Below are 16204 nucleotides of genomic sequence, written 5' to 3'. Positions count from 1 at the left end.
GTCGGTTCGTGCGGTCCGGGAACTTCTGAACGGTCGTCCGACGTCAAGAACAGATGAACATCTGCTCCGGTCCGGACCGGACCGGAGCAGATACCGCCCGGTATCCGTCCCAATCGGGCAGTTCCGTTCGCCTGCCCCGAAATGATCATCGAGCATTGTGTGCCAGAGTTGCCCAACCCGGCCCGATCGCCCGTACCCTACGGGCCAGGCCGGGCTGCCGACGCGGACACCCCGGCCGAGGGCCGCGGGCGGCAGGCGATCGATGAGCAAGTGGAGCACGGTGGGACCCAGGTGAACCGGACGATCATGCTGCCGGCCTCCCTCGACGAGGCCGTCGACGCGCTGGCCTCCCACCCGGCCGCGGTGCCGGTGGCCGGCGCCACCGACCTGATGGAGGCCGTCAACGCCGGCCGACTTCGACCCGCCGCCCTGATCGGCCTCGGCCGGATCACCGAACTGCGCGGCTGGCGCTACGAGGACGGCGGCACCGCCGTCCTCGGGGCCGGGCTCACCCACGCCCGGATGGACCGGCCCGACTTCGCCGCGCTGATCCCCGCCCTGGCCGACGCCGCCCGCACCGCCGGACCCCCGCAGGTGCGCAACGTCGGCACCCTCGGCGGCAACATCGCGACCGCCGCCCCGGCCGGCGACACCCTCCCGGTGCTCACCGCCCTGGAGGCCAGCGTCACGCTCGCCCGGGCCGGCGCCACCCGCGAGGTGCCCGTCAGCCACCTGCTCACCGGGCTCGACCCGCTGCGCCCGGGTGAGCTGCTCACCTGGGTCCGGGTGCCGCTGCTGCACGCCCCGCAGGTCTTCCTGAAGGCCACCGGCCGCAGCGGCCCGGCCCGCGCCACGGCCTCCGTCGCGCTCGTCCTCGACCCCGCCCGGCGCGCCGTGCGCTGCGCCGTCGGCGCCGTCGCCCCGGTGCCGCTGCGACCGCTGGAGGCCGAGGCCTGGGTGGCCGGCTGCATCGACTGGGACGGCAGCCGCGAGATCGACCCCGCCGCGACGGCCGCCTTCGGCGAGTACGTGGCCACCGCCTGCGTGCCGGACAGCTACGGGGCCGATGGTGCCTGGGAGGCCGTGACGGAGGGGCCGAGCGCCGCCGCCGTTCGGCTACGGCGTACCGTATCGGTGCTGGCCCGCCGGGCACTGGGAAGGGCGCTGAAGTGACCACTGATCCCATCGAAACCCTCGACGCGGGCTCCTTCGACCACGCGCCGCAGGTCAGCCGCGAGCTGCGCCCCTGCGCCTCGTACACGCTGCGGGTCAACGGTTTCGAACGGCCCGTCACCGATGCCTGGATCGGCGAGAGCCTGCTCTACGTGCTGCGCGAGCGGCTCGGCCTGGCCGGCGCCAAGGACGGCTGCGAGCAGGGCGAGTGCGGTGCCTGCTCGGTGCAGGTGGACGGGCAGCTGGTGGCGGGCTGCCTGGTGCCCGCCGCGCTGGCCGCGGACAGCGAGATCAACACCGTCGAGGGGCTCTCCGCCGGCGGCGGTGCCAGCGACGTCCAGCAGGCGCTGGCCGAGTCCGGCGCGGTGCAGTGCGGCTACTGCACGCCCGGCATGGCGATGGCCGTGCACGACCTGCTCCAGCGCAACCACCGGCCCACCGACGTCGAGGCCCGGCAGGCGCTCTGCGGCAACCTCTGCCGCTGCACCGGCTACCGCGGCGTCCTCGCCGCGGTGCAGACCGTCGCCGACGCCCGTGCCGTGGAGGCCGAGCAGGCGGAGGAGCCGCCCGCGGCACCGGTGGCCGGGGAGGCCCCCGCCGCGACCGCGGCCGCCGAGGAGCCCGGCACCGTGGCCGACCTGCCGGTCTACACCGACGAGGACGCCTGGATCGAACACGTCCCGCAGCCGCCCGCCGAGCAGCCCCCGGCCGCAGCCGGGGTCACCGACGGCGGGCCGTACGGCCCGCAGGGCGGCCAGGACGGCCAGGGCGGCTACGACACCGGGGTCTACGACACCGCGGTGCTGACGCCGGTGCAGGGCGTCCCCGCGCAGGCCGGCTACCACCCGCAGCCCGGCTACCCCGGGCAGCCCGGCTACCCGCAGCAGCACCAGCACCCGCAGCACCACCAGCAGCCGGACGGCCCGGGCACCCCGGTGCACGGCACCTATCTGCCCGGCGGCTTCCCGGACGGCGGCGGGTACCCGGACGGCGGCTATCCGCAGCAGCCCGGCTACGACGCGGCCTCGGCGTACGACGGACCGGTCTACGAGCCGACCCCCGCCCACGGCACCCCGGTGCCCGGCACCGGCTTCGACGGCACCGGCTTCGCGGGCATGCCCTTCGGCGCCACCGGCTACGACGGCACCCCCGCGCACGGCACGCCGTACGTCCCCACGCCCCCGCACGGCGGGCCGGCCGAGGGCACCGCCCCCGCCGGCGTCCCGTACGGTGCCACCCCCGCCCACGGCATCCGGCTCCCCGAGGACGACCACGCATCATGACGTCGCCTACCGACATCGGCGCAGCACCCCAGCAGGACGGCGACGAGGGCGGCGCACCGGAGCCGTTCGGGCTCGGCAGCTCCCCGCTGCGCACCGACGCGCTGCCCAAGGCGCTCGGCATCTACCCGTACGCCGCCGACCTCTGGGCGGAGGGCCTGCTCTGGGGCGCGGTGCTGCGCTCGCCCCACCCGCACGCCCGGATCAGCGGCATCGACACCTCCGCCGCGCTCGCCCTGCCCGGCGTGCACGCCGTCGTCACCGCCGCCGACCTGCCGGCCGGTCCGGACGGCAGCCCCGACGGTGCGCCGGCCGGCCCGATCGTCTCCGACCGCCCGGTGCTGGCCGCCGGGGTCGTCCGGCACCACGGTGAGCCGGTCGCCGCCGTCGCCGCCGACCACCCGGACACCGCCCGCCTCGCCGTCGGCCTGATCACCGTCGACTACGAGCCGCTGGAGGCGGTCACCGACCCCGAGCAGGCCTTCACCGCCCCGGCCCTGCACCCCGACGGCAACCTGTTCCGCCACCTCCCGCTGCGCACCGGGGACCCGGACGCGGCCGGCGAGGTCATCGTCGAGGGCCTCTACCAGGTCGGCCGGCAGGACCCGGCGCCGCTCGGCGCCGAGGCGGGCCTGGCGGTACCGCGCCCGGACGGCGGCGTCGAGCTGCACCTCTCCTCGACCGACCCGCACGGCGACCGCGACCGCACCGCCGCCTGCCTCGGCCTGGAGCCCGACCGGGTGCGGCTGGTGGTCACCGGCGTGCCCGGCGCCACCTCCGACCGCGAGGACCTCTCGTTCCAGGTGACCCTGGCGCTGCTGGCCCTGCGCACCGGCCGCCCGGTGAAGATGACCCTCACCCGCGAGGAGTCCTTCCAGACCCACACCTCCCGCCACCCGGCCCTGCTGCGCTACCGCCACCACGCGGACGCCGAGGGCCGGCTGGTCAAGGTGGAGGCGCAGATCCTGCTGGACGGTGGCGCGTACGCGGACGTCTCGGCCGAGGCGCTGGCCGCCGCCACCGCCTTCTCGGTCGGCCCGTACAACTGCCCCAACGTCTTCGTGGACGCCTGGGCGGTGCGCACCAACAACCCGCCGGCCGGCCGGATGCGCGGCGAGGGCGCCCTGCAGGCCTGCTTCGCCTACGAGTCCCAGCTGGACCAGCTGGCCGCCCGGGTGGGGGTGGACCCGGTGGAGATCCGCCGCCGCAACGCGATGGCGACCGGCGACCCGATGCCCACCGGACAGGCCGTCACCTGCCCCGCGCCGGTGGCCGCCCTGCTGGACGCCGTCTCCTCCGAGCCGCTGCCGGCGCTGCCGGTGGACGACCCGGACGCCGAGTGGCTGCTGCCGGGCGGGCCCGGCGGTGCCGGTGACCCGGCAGCGGTGCGCCGCGGCATCGGCTACGCCGTCGGCATGGTGCACATGCTGGGGGCGGAGGGCGAGGACGAGGTCTCCACCGCGACGGTGCGGGTCAGCGGCGACCACGCCACGGTGATCTGCGCGGCCGTCGACTCCGGCCAGGGCTTCGCCACCCTCGCCCGGCAGATCGTGCAGTCGGTGCTGGGCGTCAGCGAGGTCTACATCGCCCCGGCCGACAGCGACCAGTCGGTCGCCGGGCCCGCCGCCCGCGGGCGGCACACCTGGGTCTCCGGCGGCGCGGTCGAGCGGGCCGCGGTGATGGTCCGTCACCAGCTGCTGCAGCCGATCGCCGCCAACTTCGGGATGTCGGTGGAGCTGCTGCAGATCTCCGACGGCAAGATCACCTCCTACGACGGCGTGCTCGGGATGCCGGTCGCCGAGGCCCTGGAGGGCAAGGAGCTCTGGGCCACCGCCCAGTGCCGCCCGCACCCGACCGAGCCGCTGGACGAGGCCGGGCAGGGCGACGCCTTCGTCTCCATCGCGTTCTGCGCGATGCGGGCCGTGGTGGACGTGGACATCGAGCTCGGCGCCGTCCGGGTGGTGGACATGACGGTGGCCCAGGACGTCGGCCGGGCGCTCAACCCGCGGCAGATCGAGGACCGGATCGAGGCGGGCGTCGCCCAGGGCGTCGGCCTGGCCCTGCTGGAGGACCTGCGCACCGAGGGTGGCGTGCTGGTCAACCCCTCGCTCACCGGCTACCGGCTGCCGACCGCCCTGGACACGCCCGAGGTCCGGATCGCCGCCCTGCTGGAGGAGCGCGACGTGGTCGCCACCTTCGGGGCCAAGGCGGTCAGCGCGGCTCCCGCGGTGGTGGCCCCCGCGGCCGTCGCCGCCGCCGTCCGCGCCGCCACCGGTCTCCCGGTCGGCCGGCTCCCGATCCGCCCCGAGGACGCCGTCACCGGCTGACCGGCCCGGCCGGCCGGGCCGGTCAGCCTGTCCGGCCGGCCGCCCGCGGTGAATTCCGCGGGAACGCGGGAACGCAGAAATGCGGAGGCGCGGAAACGCTGCCCGGAAATCCGGATGAATGAGAACGACGAATTGCCGGTCGGCCAGAGCGGGCCGATCGGCAATTCGTTTCACGGAGGCCATGACGGGAGTCGAACCCGTGTAAACCGCTTTGCAGGCGGTTCCCTAAACCACTCGGGCACACGGCCGTGGGGTGGAGCTGTTCTGCGGGTGCGTCTCAGGCGCAGCGGCAGCAGCGACAGGCGCGACAACACCGGGGAGCGGAGGCGCAGGTGCGGATCGCCCTGCGGGCCACCGACTTCCTGTCCATGTCCGACTCCTGTCGTCGTTCGCCGTGTTGGTGAATTCATCTTGGCGGAATGGGCGCGGCGGCGTCAATGTCCGTGTGTAAATTCTGTGTGGCGGGGCGTGCTACGGTCGGAGACAGGTGGCCGCGTTCCGGCCGCCCCGGACGAGCGCGTCGTACCCGGTGACGACAAGACGGCGCAGCACAGCGGCAACCCGGCCGCTGCTGACTGCGGAGGTTCCGTCACCATGGCGTGGCTCGTTCTGATCATTTCCGGCGTCCTGGAGACCGTCTGGGCGGTGGCCCTGGATTCGTCCAAGGGGTTCTCCCGCCTCGTCCCCACCGTCGTCTTCGGCGTCGCGCTGGCCCTGAGCATGGGCGGACTGGCGTACGCGATGCGCTCCATCCCGATCGGCACCGGCTACGCGGTCTGGGTCGGCATCGGCGCCGTCGGGACGGCGCTGTACGGCATGGCGGTGCTCGGGGACGCGGTGACGATGGCCCGGATCGGCTGTCTGCTGCTGATCGTCTCCGGCGTGGTGGGCCTCAAGGTGCTGCACTGAGCCGCGTCCGGGCGCGTTGACCGGTCCTGCGCCGTCCTAGGTCCTCCGGACGAGGTGATCACCGCCGCTGGTCAGGGGTCATCCCACCGGACGAGCCTTACGATCATACGTATGACCACAGCCTCCCCCACCTCGGTCGACGCCGCCCCGACACCCCCCGACCCGACCGACTCCGGAGGGGTGCTCGGCGACCGCTACCGCGCGCTGACCCTGGGAATCGTCTCGGTGGTCCTGCTGCTCGCCTTCGAGGCGACCGCCGTCAACACCGCGATGCCGGTGGCGGCCCGCCAGCTGGACGGGCTGGGGCTGTACGCCTTCGCCTTCTCCGGCTACTTCACCACCACGCTGTTCGCCCTGGTCGTCTCCGGCCAGTGGTGCGACCGGCGCGGCCCGCTGCAACCGCTCTTCACCGGCATCGCGGTGTTCGGCGCGGGCCTGGTGGTGGCCGGGGCGGCGCCCGGGATGTGGGTCTTCGTCGCGGGGCGGGCGATCCAGGGCCTCGGGGGCGGCCTGGTGATCGTGGCGCTCTACGTGGTGGTCGGCCGGGCCTACCCCGAGCGGCTGCGGCCGGCGGTCTTCGCGGCCTTCTCCTCGGCCTGGGTGCTGCCCTCGATCGTCGGCCCGGTGGTGTCCGGCGCCGTCACCCAGCACCTCGGCTGGCGCTGGGTGTTCCTCGCCGTCCCGGCGCTGATCCTGCTGCCGCTGGCGGTGATGGGCCCGGCGCTGCGCCGGTCCGAGCGGGAGCAGCCGGTGCTGAAGGGCGCGGACTTCGACCGCCGCCGCACCCTGCTGGCCGGGATGGCCGCGCTCGGTGCGGGCCTGCTCCAGTACGCGGGCCGGCGGCTCGACCTGCTCGGGCTGCTCCCGGCGGCAGCGGGGGCGGCGCTGCTGCTGCCGGCCGTGCTGGGGCTGCTGCCGGCCGGGACGCTGCGCGCCGGGCGCGGGCTGCCGACGGTGATCCTGCTGCGCGGGGTGGCGGCGGGCGCGTTCTTCGCGGCGGAGGCGTTCATCCCGCTGATGATGGTCACCCAGCGCGGCCTCTCGCCGACGATGGCCGGGCTCACGCTGACCAGCGGCGGGCTCTCCTGGGCGCTCGGGTCCTGGCTACAGGGCCGGCCGGGCGCGGAGCGGTACCGGGAGGCGATGATCCGCGGCGGCTTCCTGCTCACCGCGGTGGCGATCGCCGGTGCGGCGCTGGTGCTCGTCCCGGCGGTGCCGGCCTGGGTGGCGGCGGTGGCCTGGGGCGTCGGCGGGATCGGCATGGGGCTGACGGTGGCGAGCGTCAGCGTGCTGATGATGAAGCTGTCGACGCCGGAGGACGCCGGGGCGAACTCGGCCTCGCTGCAGATGAGCGACGCGCTCGGCAACGTCCTGCTGGTCGGCCTGTCGGGGGTGCTGTTCTCGGCGCTGGGCGGCGGCGCGGTGGCCGCCGCCCACGAGGGTGCCGAGGGCACCGGCTCGGCCGGCGCGTTCGCGGTGATCTTCCTGACGATGACCGGGGTGGCCCTGCTGGGCGCGCTGGTGGGCGGCCGGGTGCGGAAGGGCTGAGGCTCACTTGCCGCCGGCGACGGGGGAGGCCGCGGCAGCCGGCGCACTCGCCGGCGCGGCGGAGCCGAGGAAGGTCTCCCAGCCGCCGGCCGGGGCCTGGCCGGCCGGCAGGGTCTGAAGTTTGCGCAGCACCGCCGGGTCCTGGGCGTCCAGCCAGTCGACCAGCTGGCGGAACGAGACCATCCGGACCCCGGGCCGCTCGGCGATGGCCCTGAGCGCGTCCTCGACGGCGTCCATGTAGATGCCGCCGTTCCACTGCTCGAAGTGGTTGCCGATGATGTAGGGCGCCCGGTTGGTGGTGTAGGCCCGCTCGAAGCCCATCAGGTAGGAGTCCCGGGCCTGCTTCTGGTACGCGGGGTGGAGCGCGGGGTCGGCCTTGGTGTTGCTGCCGGACTGGTTGAACATGATGTTGTAGTCCATCGACAGCACCTGGAAGGTGTGGCCGGGGAAGGGGATGGACTGCAGCGGGAGGTCCCAGAGCGCGCCGCCCTGGATCTTCTGCGGCCAGATCTGGGTGCCGTTGCCGCTGCTGTCGTAGCGCCAGCCGCGCTTGGCCGCGGTGGGCAGCAGGTTCCGCTGGCCCTCCAGGCAGGGGGTGCGGCTGCCGATCAGCTCCTTGCGGTAGTCGAAGGGCAGCGCGGGCAGGTCCGAGAAGCCGGTGTTGGTCCGCCAGTTCATGACGAAGTCCATCGCCTGCTCGATCTCGCTGTCCCACTCCTCGGGCGACCACTTGCCGACGCCGGTGGCGCCGCAGAAGTGCCCGTTGAAGTGGGTGCCGATCTCGTGGCCCTCCAGCCAGGCGGCGTGCAGGTTCTTCAGCGTGTCGTGGATGTGCTGGTCGCTCAGGTAGCCGATGTCCGAGGCGCCGGTCTTGTGCTGCGGCGGGCGGTAGAGGTCCTTCTTCGACTCGGGCAGCAGGTAGAGGCCGCTGAGGAAGAAGGTCATCGAGGCGTTGTGCTCCTGCGCGAGCCGGCGGAACCTGCCGAACAGGCCGTTGTCCAGTTCGCCGGCGCCGTCCCAGGAGAAGACCACGAACTGCGGCGGTCGTTCGCCGAGCTTCAACGGCTCGGCGGTGGGCTGGTTCGGCTGCGGACCGGTGTCCGAGGTGGAGCCGTCGCCGATCAGGGTGGCGGGGGGCCGGGGGCTGTCGGACGTCGGGCCGGCGTGGTCCGCCGCCGGGCCGGTCGGCACGGGTGCCGGTGCCGCCGCCTGCTCGCCGCCCGCACCGCTGTGTCCGCCGCAGCCGGCCGCGAGGGTGGCTGCGGTCGCGGCACCGGCGGCCAGTAGGGTGCGGCGGGAGAGAGCGTCCATGGTCACTCCGTTCGTGAGGCGTGCGGAAGCCGTGCGGACACGCGTACGACGCTCCGGGGTGGGAGGATGCGTCGGCACGTCCGGTCGGACAAGTGCGGTCATAGACCTGTGAGCGGGGTCAGCATGGCATGTGGTCGCGATCGGTCGGCGATGCACCACGGACGGTCGGAATCGATCGCCCGATTGGTGCAACCGGACAGACGCCAGAGGTTGTCGATGCTCATGCGGGCGATACCGGAGGGATCATTCCGGTGGGCCACTGCTCTCTCGGAGTGGTCGTCGGCCTACACGGAGCACGAACCGGGGCCCGGACCCTGCCGAACGGGGGGCCTCAGTACGACCATCGTATTGATGTGCCTTAAGGTCCGATCCGGTTCAATTGTTCCCAGGGAACTCCCAGGAACACGTACGTCGACAGCAGAGGGGAGCGCCGAGTGGGCGCCCAGCAGAGCAGGAGCCCGTGGCCGGGCACCCTGGCGGTCGGCGCCGCATTCGTCCTCGGAGCCTGGCTGCTGAACCAGGGCGGCCGGCTCGAACTGCCCCCGGCCCCGGCCACCGGGCAGGCGCTCTCCGGCTTCGCCCCGGTGTCCGTCGTCCCGCCGCTCGGCCCCTCCGACCCGACCCGGATCCGGATCCCCGCCGTGAAGCTCGACGCACCCGTGACCGGCCTCGGCCTGGACGGCGAGGGCCACCTCCAGACGCCGCCCGAGGCCGACCGCAACCTCGCCGGCTGGTACCGCGGCGGCGCCGCCCCCGGGCAGCGCGGCACCGCGATCATCGCCGGTCACGTCGACAACCGGACCGGACCGGCCGTCTTCTACCACCTGGGGGCCCTGCACCGCGGCGACCGGATCGAGATCGCCCGAGCGGACGGCGCCACCGCCGTCTACCAGCTGTACGCCATCGAAGTGCACGACCGAAAGGACTTCCCGGACGACCGGGTGTACCGCCAGGCCGCAGACGCCCAGCTCCGGGTGATCACCTGCGGCGGCGGGTACAGCGAGGAGAGCGGTTACCGCGGCAACGTGGTCGCCTACGGTTTCCTGGCCGACACCACCCGGCCGGGGAAGAACGTATGACCTCCGCCTCCCTTGCCCTGACGTGGAACCCGATCGACTGGTCGCTGATCCACGGCCCGATCCCCTACGCCGTCCTCGCGGCCGGCTGGGGGTCCCTGCTCGCCCTCGCGATCTCCCGCGGGCGGCCCTGGTGGAACCGCCGGCTGCCCGCGGCGCTGCTGCTCGCCGCCGTGCTGAGCCGGGTGCTCGACCTCGTCGTCGACGGCTGGTGGCACCCCTTCCCCGAGGGGCTGCCCCGCTATGTCACCTGGTGGATCGCCACCGCGATCCTCGGCTTCTGCCTGGCCGGCTTCCGGGTGCCCCGGCTGCCCGGCCGCCGGCGCAGGCTGCTCGCCGTCGGCGGCGCGGCGCTGGTGCTGCTGATGTGCTCCTCGCAGGTCAACCGCGGCTTCGAGCAGTACCCCAGCGCCCGCGTGATGCTCGCGCCCTGGCTCTCCGAGACCCAGGACCTCGCCACGAACAAGGACGACCGGACGATAAGCCCGCCGCCCGGGCAGGTGCTGGAGGACGTCTGGCACGCGCCGCCCGGGCTGCCGGCGAAGGGCACGGTCTCCAAGACCCCCATCCCCGGCACCAAGTCCGGCTTCAAGGCCCGCGACGCCTACGTCTACCTGCCGCCCGCCTACCACGTCAGCCCCCGGCCGCTGCTGCCGGTGGTCGTCCTGCTCGGCGGCCAGCCGGGCGTCCCCGAGGACTGGGTGAACACCGCCCAGCTGAACGAGACGCTCGACGCGTTCGCCGCGCAGCACCAGGGCCTGGCCCCGATCGTGGTGATGCCCGACCAGCTCGGCTCCACCTGGAACAACACCCTCTGCCTGGACTCGAAGATCGCCAAGTCGCAGACGTACCTGGCGGTGGACGTCCCGAACTGGGTCCACCAGAACCTCCAGGCCGCCAAGGGGCGGGGCTCCTGGTCGATCGGCGGTGCCTCGATGGGCGGTACCTGCGCGCTGCAGCTCGCCGTCAACGCGCCCGAGGTCTACGGCTCCTTCCTCGACATGTCCGGCCAGGAGGAGCCCACCCTGGGCACCCGGGCGCAGACCGTCGCGGCCGCCTTCGACGGGGACAACGCGGCCTTCGAGGCCGTCGACCCGCTGACCGTGCTGGCCCGCAAGAAGTTCCCGGACACCGCCGGCGCCATCGTGGTCGGCAAGACCGACGACGAGTTCCGGCCGCAGCAGGAGAAGGTCTACCAGGCGGCCCTCGCCGCCGGGATGAAGGCCAAGTTCGACCTCATGCCCGGCGGGCACGGCTGGGTGATCTTCCGGCCCGGCATCGTCGACCAGCTGCCCTGGCTGGCCCAGCAGACCGGACTGATCCGGTGATCCGGCTCGGCCAGCCGCCGGTCCGCGAAGCCGTCCCGGTCGAGGAGACCCCGGAGCCCGGCCCCCAGCACGGGCGGCCCGCGGTCACCGGGATCGCCGCCCGGCTGCGCTCCGCGCCGCTGACGCTCACCCTGCTCGGCCTGCTCTGGGCGATCGGCGGCGCCACCGGCAGCCTGTCCCACGGCGCCTCCCGGGAGCTGCTGTCGCAGGTCGGCATCGGCGTGCCCACGCTCGCCGCCGGGCACTGGTGGACGCCGCTCAGCTCACTGCTGCTCTGCCCCGGCCGGGGCTCCTACGTCGTCACCAGCCTGCTGCTGATCCTGATCGTCCCGGCCGCGGAACGCCGGCTCGGGTGGGCCCGCACGCTCGGCGTCCTGGTGGCCGGGCAGGTGGTCGGCACCCTGCTGGGCACCGGGCTGGTCGCGGTCGGCTCCCGGACGGGCGAGCAGTGGACCGCCGCCGTCGCCGACCAGACCGCCGCCGGCCCGGTCACCGGCCTGTTCGCGCTGGCCGGGGTCCTCGGCTACCGGCTCAGCGTGCTCTGGCGCCGCCGGCTGCACCTGCTGGTGGTGCTCGTCCCGCTGGTCATGACGCTGTACGTCGGCCACCTGCAGAGCGTCCAGCGGTTCGCCGGCGCGCTGCTCGGCCTCGGTGCCGGCGCCCTGCTGGCCCGGCGCCGGGGGCAGCCGCGCGGCCGCCGCTCCTCGCACACCGAGACCCGCGTGCTGGTCGCCCTCTGCCTGGTGGCCGCCGCCCTCGGGCCGCTGATCGCCTCGCTGTACGACAACGCCAGCGGCCCGTTCAACACCTTCGCGGAGCTGTACTTCTCGCACCGGCTCAGCCCCGACGAGGTCGCCGACTTCTGCGCGCTCTCCGCCCACGACTGCGCCCGCGCGCACGCCGTCGAGCGGATCTTCGACACTCCGGCCCGGCTGATGGCCGCGCTGTTCCCGGCCCTGCTGCTGGTGCTCGCCGAGGGCCTGCGGCGCGGTCTGCGGCTCGCCTGGCGGATCACCGTCGCCACCGAGCTGCTCTGGGCCGCCCTGCTGCTCTGGCTGTTCGCCGGCACCGGCACCGGCGCCGGCGACGTGGTGCAGTACTTCGTCGAGGCGCTGCTGCTCCCGCTGCTCACCACCGGCCTGCTGCTGGCCACCCGCCAGCGGTTCGGCCTGCGGGTGCCGGGCGCGGTGCTGCGCCGGCTCGCCCTGCTGCTCGGCGGCGCGATGCTGGCCGCCTCCGCCGCGTACGCCGGCCTCGGCGTCCTGGTGGCCCGGCAGTTCGAGCCGGGGGCGACCTTCCGCGGCATGCTCTCCGGGCTGCCCGCGCAGTTCCTGCCGCCCGCCTACAACGACCTGCTGCCCGACTACCCGATCGCCGTCGGCCCGATCGCCCGGGCCCTGGAGACGTACTGCGGCCTGGCCTTCTGGGTGGTCGCACTGACCGCGCTGCTGCTCGCCTTCCGGCGGCCGCTGGTGCACGCGGACGCCGAGGACGCGGCCCGGGCCCGGGCGCTGCTCACCGCGTACGGCGGCAGCACGCTGTCCTTCATCACGACCTGGGACGGCAACCACTACTGGTTCGACGAGGAGGGCCGGGCCGCCGTCGCCTACCGGGTGCTCTCCACCGTCGCGCTGACCACCGGCGACCCGTTCGGCGAGCCGGAGGCCCGCCGCCGCGCGGTGGCCGGCTTCGCCCGGTACTGCGACGCCCGCGGCTGGACGCCGTGCTTCTACAGCGTCACGCCGGAGACCAGGGCCGCCGCCGGACAGCTCGGCTGGCGCTCGCTCCAGGTCGCCGAGGACACCGTGGTCGCCCTGCCCGAGCTGGCCTTCACCGGCCGCAAGTGGCAGGACATCCGGACCGCCCTCAACAAGGCCGGCAAGCAGGGCATCACCGCCGAGTGGTGGTCCTACCACGACGCGCCGCACGCCCTGCGGGACCAGATCCGCTCGATCTCCGAGGAGTGGGTCTCCGAGAAGGGGCTGCCCGAGATGGGCTTCACCCTCGGTGGCCTGGAGGAGCTGGACGACCCCGCGGTGCGGCTGCTGATCGCCGTGGACGGCGAGCGCCGGGTGCACGGCCTGACCAGCTGGATGCCGGTGTACGAGAACGGTGTGCCGGTCGGCTGGACGCTGGACTTCATGCGCCGCCGCTCGGACGGGTTCCGCGGGGTGACGGAGTTCCTCATCGCCTCGGCCGCGCTCGGCTTCAAGGAGGAGGGGGCGCGCTTCCTCTCGCTCTCCGGCGCGCCGCTGGCCCGCTCCGGACAGGACGCCGGGCCCAGCGGGCTGCAGCGGACCCTCGACTGGATGGGCCGCGTACTGGAGCCGGTGTACGGCTTCCGTTCGCTGCTGGCGTTCAAGGCGAAGTTCCAGCCGGAGTACCGGCCGATGTTCATGGCCTACCCGGACCCGGCGGCGCTGCCCAGCATCACCCGGGCGATCGGCAAGGCCTACCTGCCGCACCTGACGGCGGCGCAGGGCGTCCGGCTGATGCGCAAGCTCTCGTCCTGAACCCCGGCCCGCCGGGCCCGCTCGCCCGGGACCGGCCCCGGGCGGGCACCGGGCCCCCGCGGCCGGGGTCAGCCGAGCAGCTCGGCCAGGGCCCGGTCGGCGTCCAGGTGCAGGTGCTCCTCGCCCTCGGGGACGACCAGCCGGCTGCGCCAGAGGAAGCGCCGCAGGTCGGTGCTGTCGAACTGGACCAGCGCGGTGCCCTCGGGCGCCCGCAGCTCGACCATGGTGCGCCGGCCGGCCGCGGGCCGGACGTGTACGTCGCCGACGCCGGCGGGCAGCTCCAGCCCGGCCGTGAGCAGCTGGCGGGCGAAGACCCAGACGATGTCCTGGCCGGCGTCCCGGCCGGCGTCCTGGCCGGGCCCGGCGTCCCGGCCGGCGTCCGGCTCGTCCAGCGAGAACTCCGCGGGGAAGGCCATCCGGACGGCGAGGGGATCGTCCGGACAGTAGGACAGCGTGACGCGCAGCCGGGCGGAGCGGTGGGTGGAGAGGATCAGGCGGGCCTGGACGGTCTCTTCGACGGGGGTGTGCACGGCGGTTCCCTTCTCGGTGCGGTGAGGCCGGGGTGACGGCAGTGGAGGGTGGGGCGGCCTCACCCCGGTGAGAGTCGGCGGGGGCGGTCGTGATTACCCGGTTCCGGCGAGCGATCGCCGTGATCCGCGTCACATCCGTTTCCGGCCGCGCGGGCCGCACGGGGGCCCGGCCTGGCCGCCCCGGCGGCGCCGGACCGGTACGCTGGACGGGTTGTCCGCCTGCCTCCCGCCCGCCGGTCAAGGCCGCAAAACCGCCTCTGACCTGCGACGATCCCCCCTCGGAGACCGTGAGTACTGCCGCCGCCTCCTCGATGCCGCTCTTCTCCGACGCACTGGAGCCGCACGCGCCCGTCCGGGCCGGCGGCCATGCGTCGCCGGCCGCCTCGCACCACCTGTCACCCGCCTTCCCCGGCCGGGCCCCCTGGGGTACCGCGGGCAAGCTGCGAGCCTGGCAGCAGGGTGCGCTGGACAAGTACATCGAGAGTCAGCCGCGGGACTTCCTCGCGGTCGCGACCCCGGGCGCAGGCAAGACCACCTTCGCGCTGACGCTCGCCTCCTACCTGCTGCACAACCACCTGGTGCAGCAGATCACCGTCGTCGCGCCGACCGAGCACCTGAAGAAGCAGTGGGCCGAGGCCGCCGCCCGGATAGGCATCAAGCTGGACCCGGCGTACTCCTCGGGCCCGCTCTCCCGGGAGTACCACGGCATCGTGGTCACCTACGCCGGGGTCGGCGTGAACCCGATGCTGCACCGCAACCGCACCGAGGCCCGCAAGACGCTGGTCGTCATGGACGAGATCCACCACGCCGGTGACTCGAAGTCCTGGGGCGAGGCCTGCTTCGAGGCCTTCGAGCCGGCCTCCCGCCGGCTCGCGCTGACCGGTACGCCGTTCCGTTCGGACACCAACCCGATCCCGTTCGTCCAGTACGCGGCGGGCGGCGACGGCATCCGCAAGTCCGTCGCCGACTACACCTACGGCTACGGGCACGCGCTGGCCGACCACGTCGTCCGCCCGGTGATCTTCCTCTCCTACAGCGGCAACATGCGCTGGCGGACCAAGTCCGGCGACGAGCTGGAGGCCCGGCTCGGCGAGCCGATGACCAAGGACCTGATCGCCCAGGCCTGGCGGACGGCGCTGGCCCCGCAGGGTGAGTGGATCCCGAGCGTCCTGCAGGCCGCCGACCGCCGGCTGAGCGAGGTCCGCAAGGCGATCCCGGACGCCGGCGGCCTGGTGATCGCCACCGACCAGAACACCGCCCGCGCCTACGCCAAGATGCTGCGCGAGATCAGCGGTGAGAAGGCCACCGTGGTGCTCTCCGACGAGGCGGAGTCGTCCAAGCGGATCTCCGACTTCTCGGCGGGCGACTCGCGCTGGATGGTCGCCGTCCGCATGGTGTCCGAGGGCGTCGACGTGCCGCGGCTGGCCGTCGGCGTGTACGCCACCTCGATCTCCACCCCGCTGTTCTTCGCGCAGGCCGTCGGCCGCTTCGTGCGTGCCCGCAAGCGCGGCGAGACGGCCTCCGTCTTCCTGCCGACCATCCCGACGCTGCTGGGCTTCGCCAACGAGATGGAGCTCCAGCGCGACCACGTGCTGGACCGGCCGAAGAAGGAGGGCGAGGGCCTCTTCGACGAGGAGGACCGGCTGCTCGCCGAGGCGGAGCGGGCCAACGACGGGCCGGACGGCGCCGGCGGCGACGAGTTCTCCTACGAGGCGATCGGCTCCGACGCGGTCTTCGACCGGGTGCTGTACAACGCCATGGAGTTCGGCATGCAGGCGCACCCGGGCAGCGAGGAGGAGGAGGACTACCTCGGCATCCCGGGCCTGCTGGAGCCGGACCAGGTGCAGATGCTGCTGCAGAAGCGCCAGCACCGGCAGATCCAGCGCAGCAAGGGCAAGCCCGCCGAGGAGGCCGACCTGCTGGAGCTGCCGGCCGAGCAGCGGCCGGTCGTCACCCACCAGGAACTGCGTGAGCTGCGCAAGGAGCTGAACGCGCTGGTGGCCGCCTGGCACCATCGGACGAGCCAGCCGCACGGCACCATTCACAACGAACTGCGCCGCCAGAGCGGCGGTCCGATCACCGCCCAGGCCACGGTGAATCAGCTGAAGGCGCGGATCGCCAAAATTCGGGAATGGGCGAAGTAACGGTACGTCAGTGTCCTTTGGCGATAAACCCGGGCGATACCGAGGTGATACCGGACGCTGCCGGT

Annotated in this window: 10 protein-coding genes, 1 tRNA gene, 1 pseudogene and 1 riboswitch; of the genes and pseudogenes, 9 read left to right on the top strand and 3 right to left on the bottom strand. The window is 73.8% G+C overall.

The features are described 5' to 3' along the window. The first annotated feature begins 306 nt into the window (after positions 1–306). The 3 genes and pseudogenes from OH807_RS15810 to OH807_RS15800 all read left to right on the top strand — a co-directional run bounded on the left by OH807_RS15810 (position 307) and on the right by OH807_RS15800 (position 4780). A complete protein-coding gene (locus OH807_RS15810; protein ID WP_406211005.1) occupies positions 307–1173 on the top strand; it encodes an FAD binding domain-containing protein in 867 nt (288 codons plus the stop codon). Positions 1174–1241: 68 nt separating this feature from the next. Next, positions 1242–1724, top strand: a pseudogene (locus tag OH807_RS15805) ((2Fe-2S)-binding protein); the annotation flags it as partial. A 728-nt stretch (positions 1725–2452) separates the two neighbouring features. Further along, on the top strand, positions 2453–4780 hold the full coding sequence (locus tag OH807_RS15800; RefSeq protein ID WP_406198979.1) for a xanthine dehydrogenase family protein molybdopterin-binding subunit: 2328 nt from the start codon (positions 2453–2455) through the stop codon (positions 4778–4780). Between the two features lie 176 nt (positions 4781–4956). On the opposite strand, the gene OH807_RS15795 is transcribed toward OH807_RS15800, so the two are convergent. Next, positions 4957–5028 (bottom strand) — tRNA-Cys (locus OH807_RS15795). A gap of 236 nt (positions 5029–5264) precedes the next feature. After that, positions 5265–5330: riboswitch (guanidine-III (ykkC-III) riboswitch) on the top strand. A 44-nt stretch (positions 5331–5374) separates the two neighbouring features. On the opposite strand from OH807_RS15795, the gene OH807_RS15790 reads away from it, so the two are divergent. After that, positions 5375–5689, top strand: coding sequence for a DMT family transporter (locus OH807_RS15790; protein WP_406198977.1), 315 nt, complete (start codon positions 5375–5377; stop codon positions 5687–5689). A gap of 111 nt (positions 5690–5800) precedes the next feature. Continuing rightward, the gene (locus OH807_RS15785) at positions 5801–7237 is read left to right on the top strand and encodes an MFS transporter (protein WP_406198975.1); all 1437 of its coding nucleotides are present in this window, start codon (positions 5801–5803) and stop codon (positions 7235–7237) included. 3 nt (positions 7238–7240) lie between these two features. Here OH807_RS15785 and OH807_RS15780 read toward each other — a convergent pair whose 3' ends face one another. Next, positions 7241–8548: a hypothetical protein gene (locus tag OH807_RS15780; protein WP_406198972.1), complete on the bottom strand. Its 1308-nt coding sequence runs from the start codon at positions 8546–8548 to the stop codon at positions 7241–7243. A gap of 434 nt (positions 8549–8982) precedes the next feature. On the opposite strand from OH807_RS15780, the gene OH807_RS15775 reads away from it, so the two are divergent. The 3 genes from OH807_RS15775 to OH807_RS15765 are packed head-to-tail and all read left to right on the top strand — an operon-like array spanning position 8983 to position 13465. Beyond that, positions 8983–9627 carry a class F sortase gene (locus OH807_RS15775; protein WP_406198970.1) on the top strand — a complete coding sequence of 215 codons (645 nt, stop codon included), beginning with the start codon at positions 8983–8985 and terminating at the stop codon, positions 9625–9627. Further along, a complete protein-coding gene (locus tag OH807_RS15770; RefSeq protein WP_406198967.1) occupies positions 9624–10952 on the top strand; it encodes an alpha/beta hydrolase in 1329 nt (442 codons plus the stop codon). The genes OH807_RS15775 and OH807_RS15770 overlap by 4 nt, the downstream gene beginning before the upstream one ends. Next, entirely contained in the window at positions 10949–13465 is a 2517-nt protein-coding gene (locus tag OH807_RS15765; protein WP_406198965.1) for a phosphatidylglycerol lysyltransferase domain-containing protein, read from the top strand. The genes OH807_RS15770 and OH807_RS15765 overlap by 4 nt, the downstream gene beginning before the upstream one ends. Positions 13466–13533: 68 nt before the next feature. Here the strand turns inward: OH807_RS15765 and OH807_RS15760 are convergent, their stop codons facing one another. Beyond that, on the bottom strand, positions 13534–13995 hold the full coding sequence (locus OH807_RS15760) for an SsgA family sporulation/cell division regulator (RefSeq protein ID WP_406198963.1): 462 nt from the start codon (positions 13993–13995) through the stop codon (positions 13534–13536). A 311-nt stretch (positions 13996–14306) separates the two neighbouring features. Between OH807_RS15760 and OH807_RS15755 the strand changes: the two genes are divergently transcribed. Further along, on the top strand, positions 14307–16139 hold the full coding sequence (locus tag OH807_RS15755) for a DEAD/DEAH box helicase (protein WP_406211003.1): 1833 nt from the start codon (positions 14307–14309) through the stop codon (positions 16137–16139). Positions 16140–16204: the final 65 nt, after the last annotated feature.

The sequence above is a fragment of the Kitasatospora sp. NBC_01560 genome (genome assembly GCF_045208415.1).
In the GTDB taxonomy this organism is placed as follows: Bacteria; Actinomycetota; Actinomycetes; order Streptomycetales; family Streptomycetaceae; genus Kitasatospora.
The sequence above is the reverse complement of the archived record's forward strand: the minus strand, read 5'-3'. Positions and strand labels throughout refer to the sequence as shown.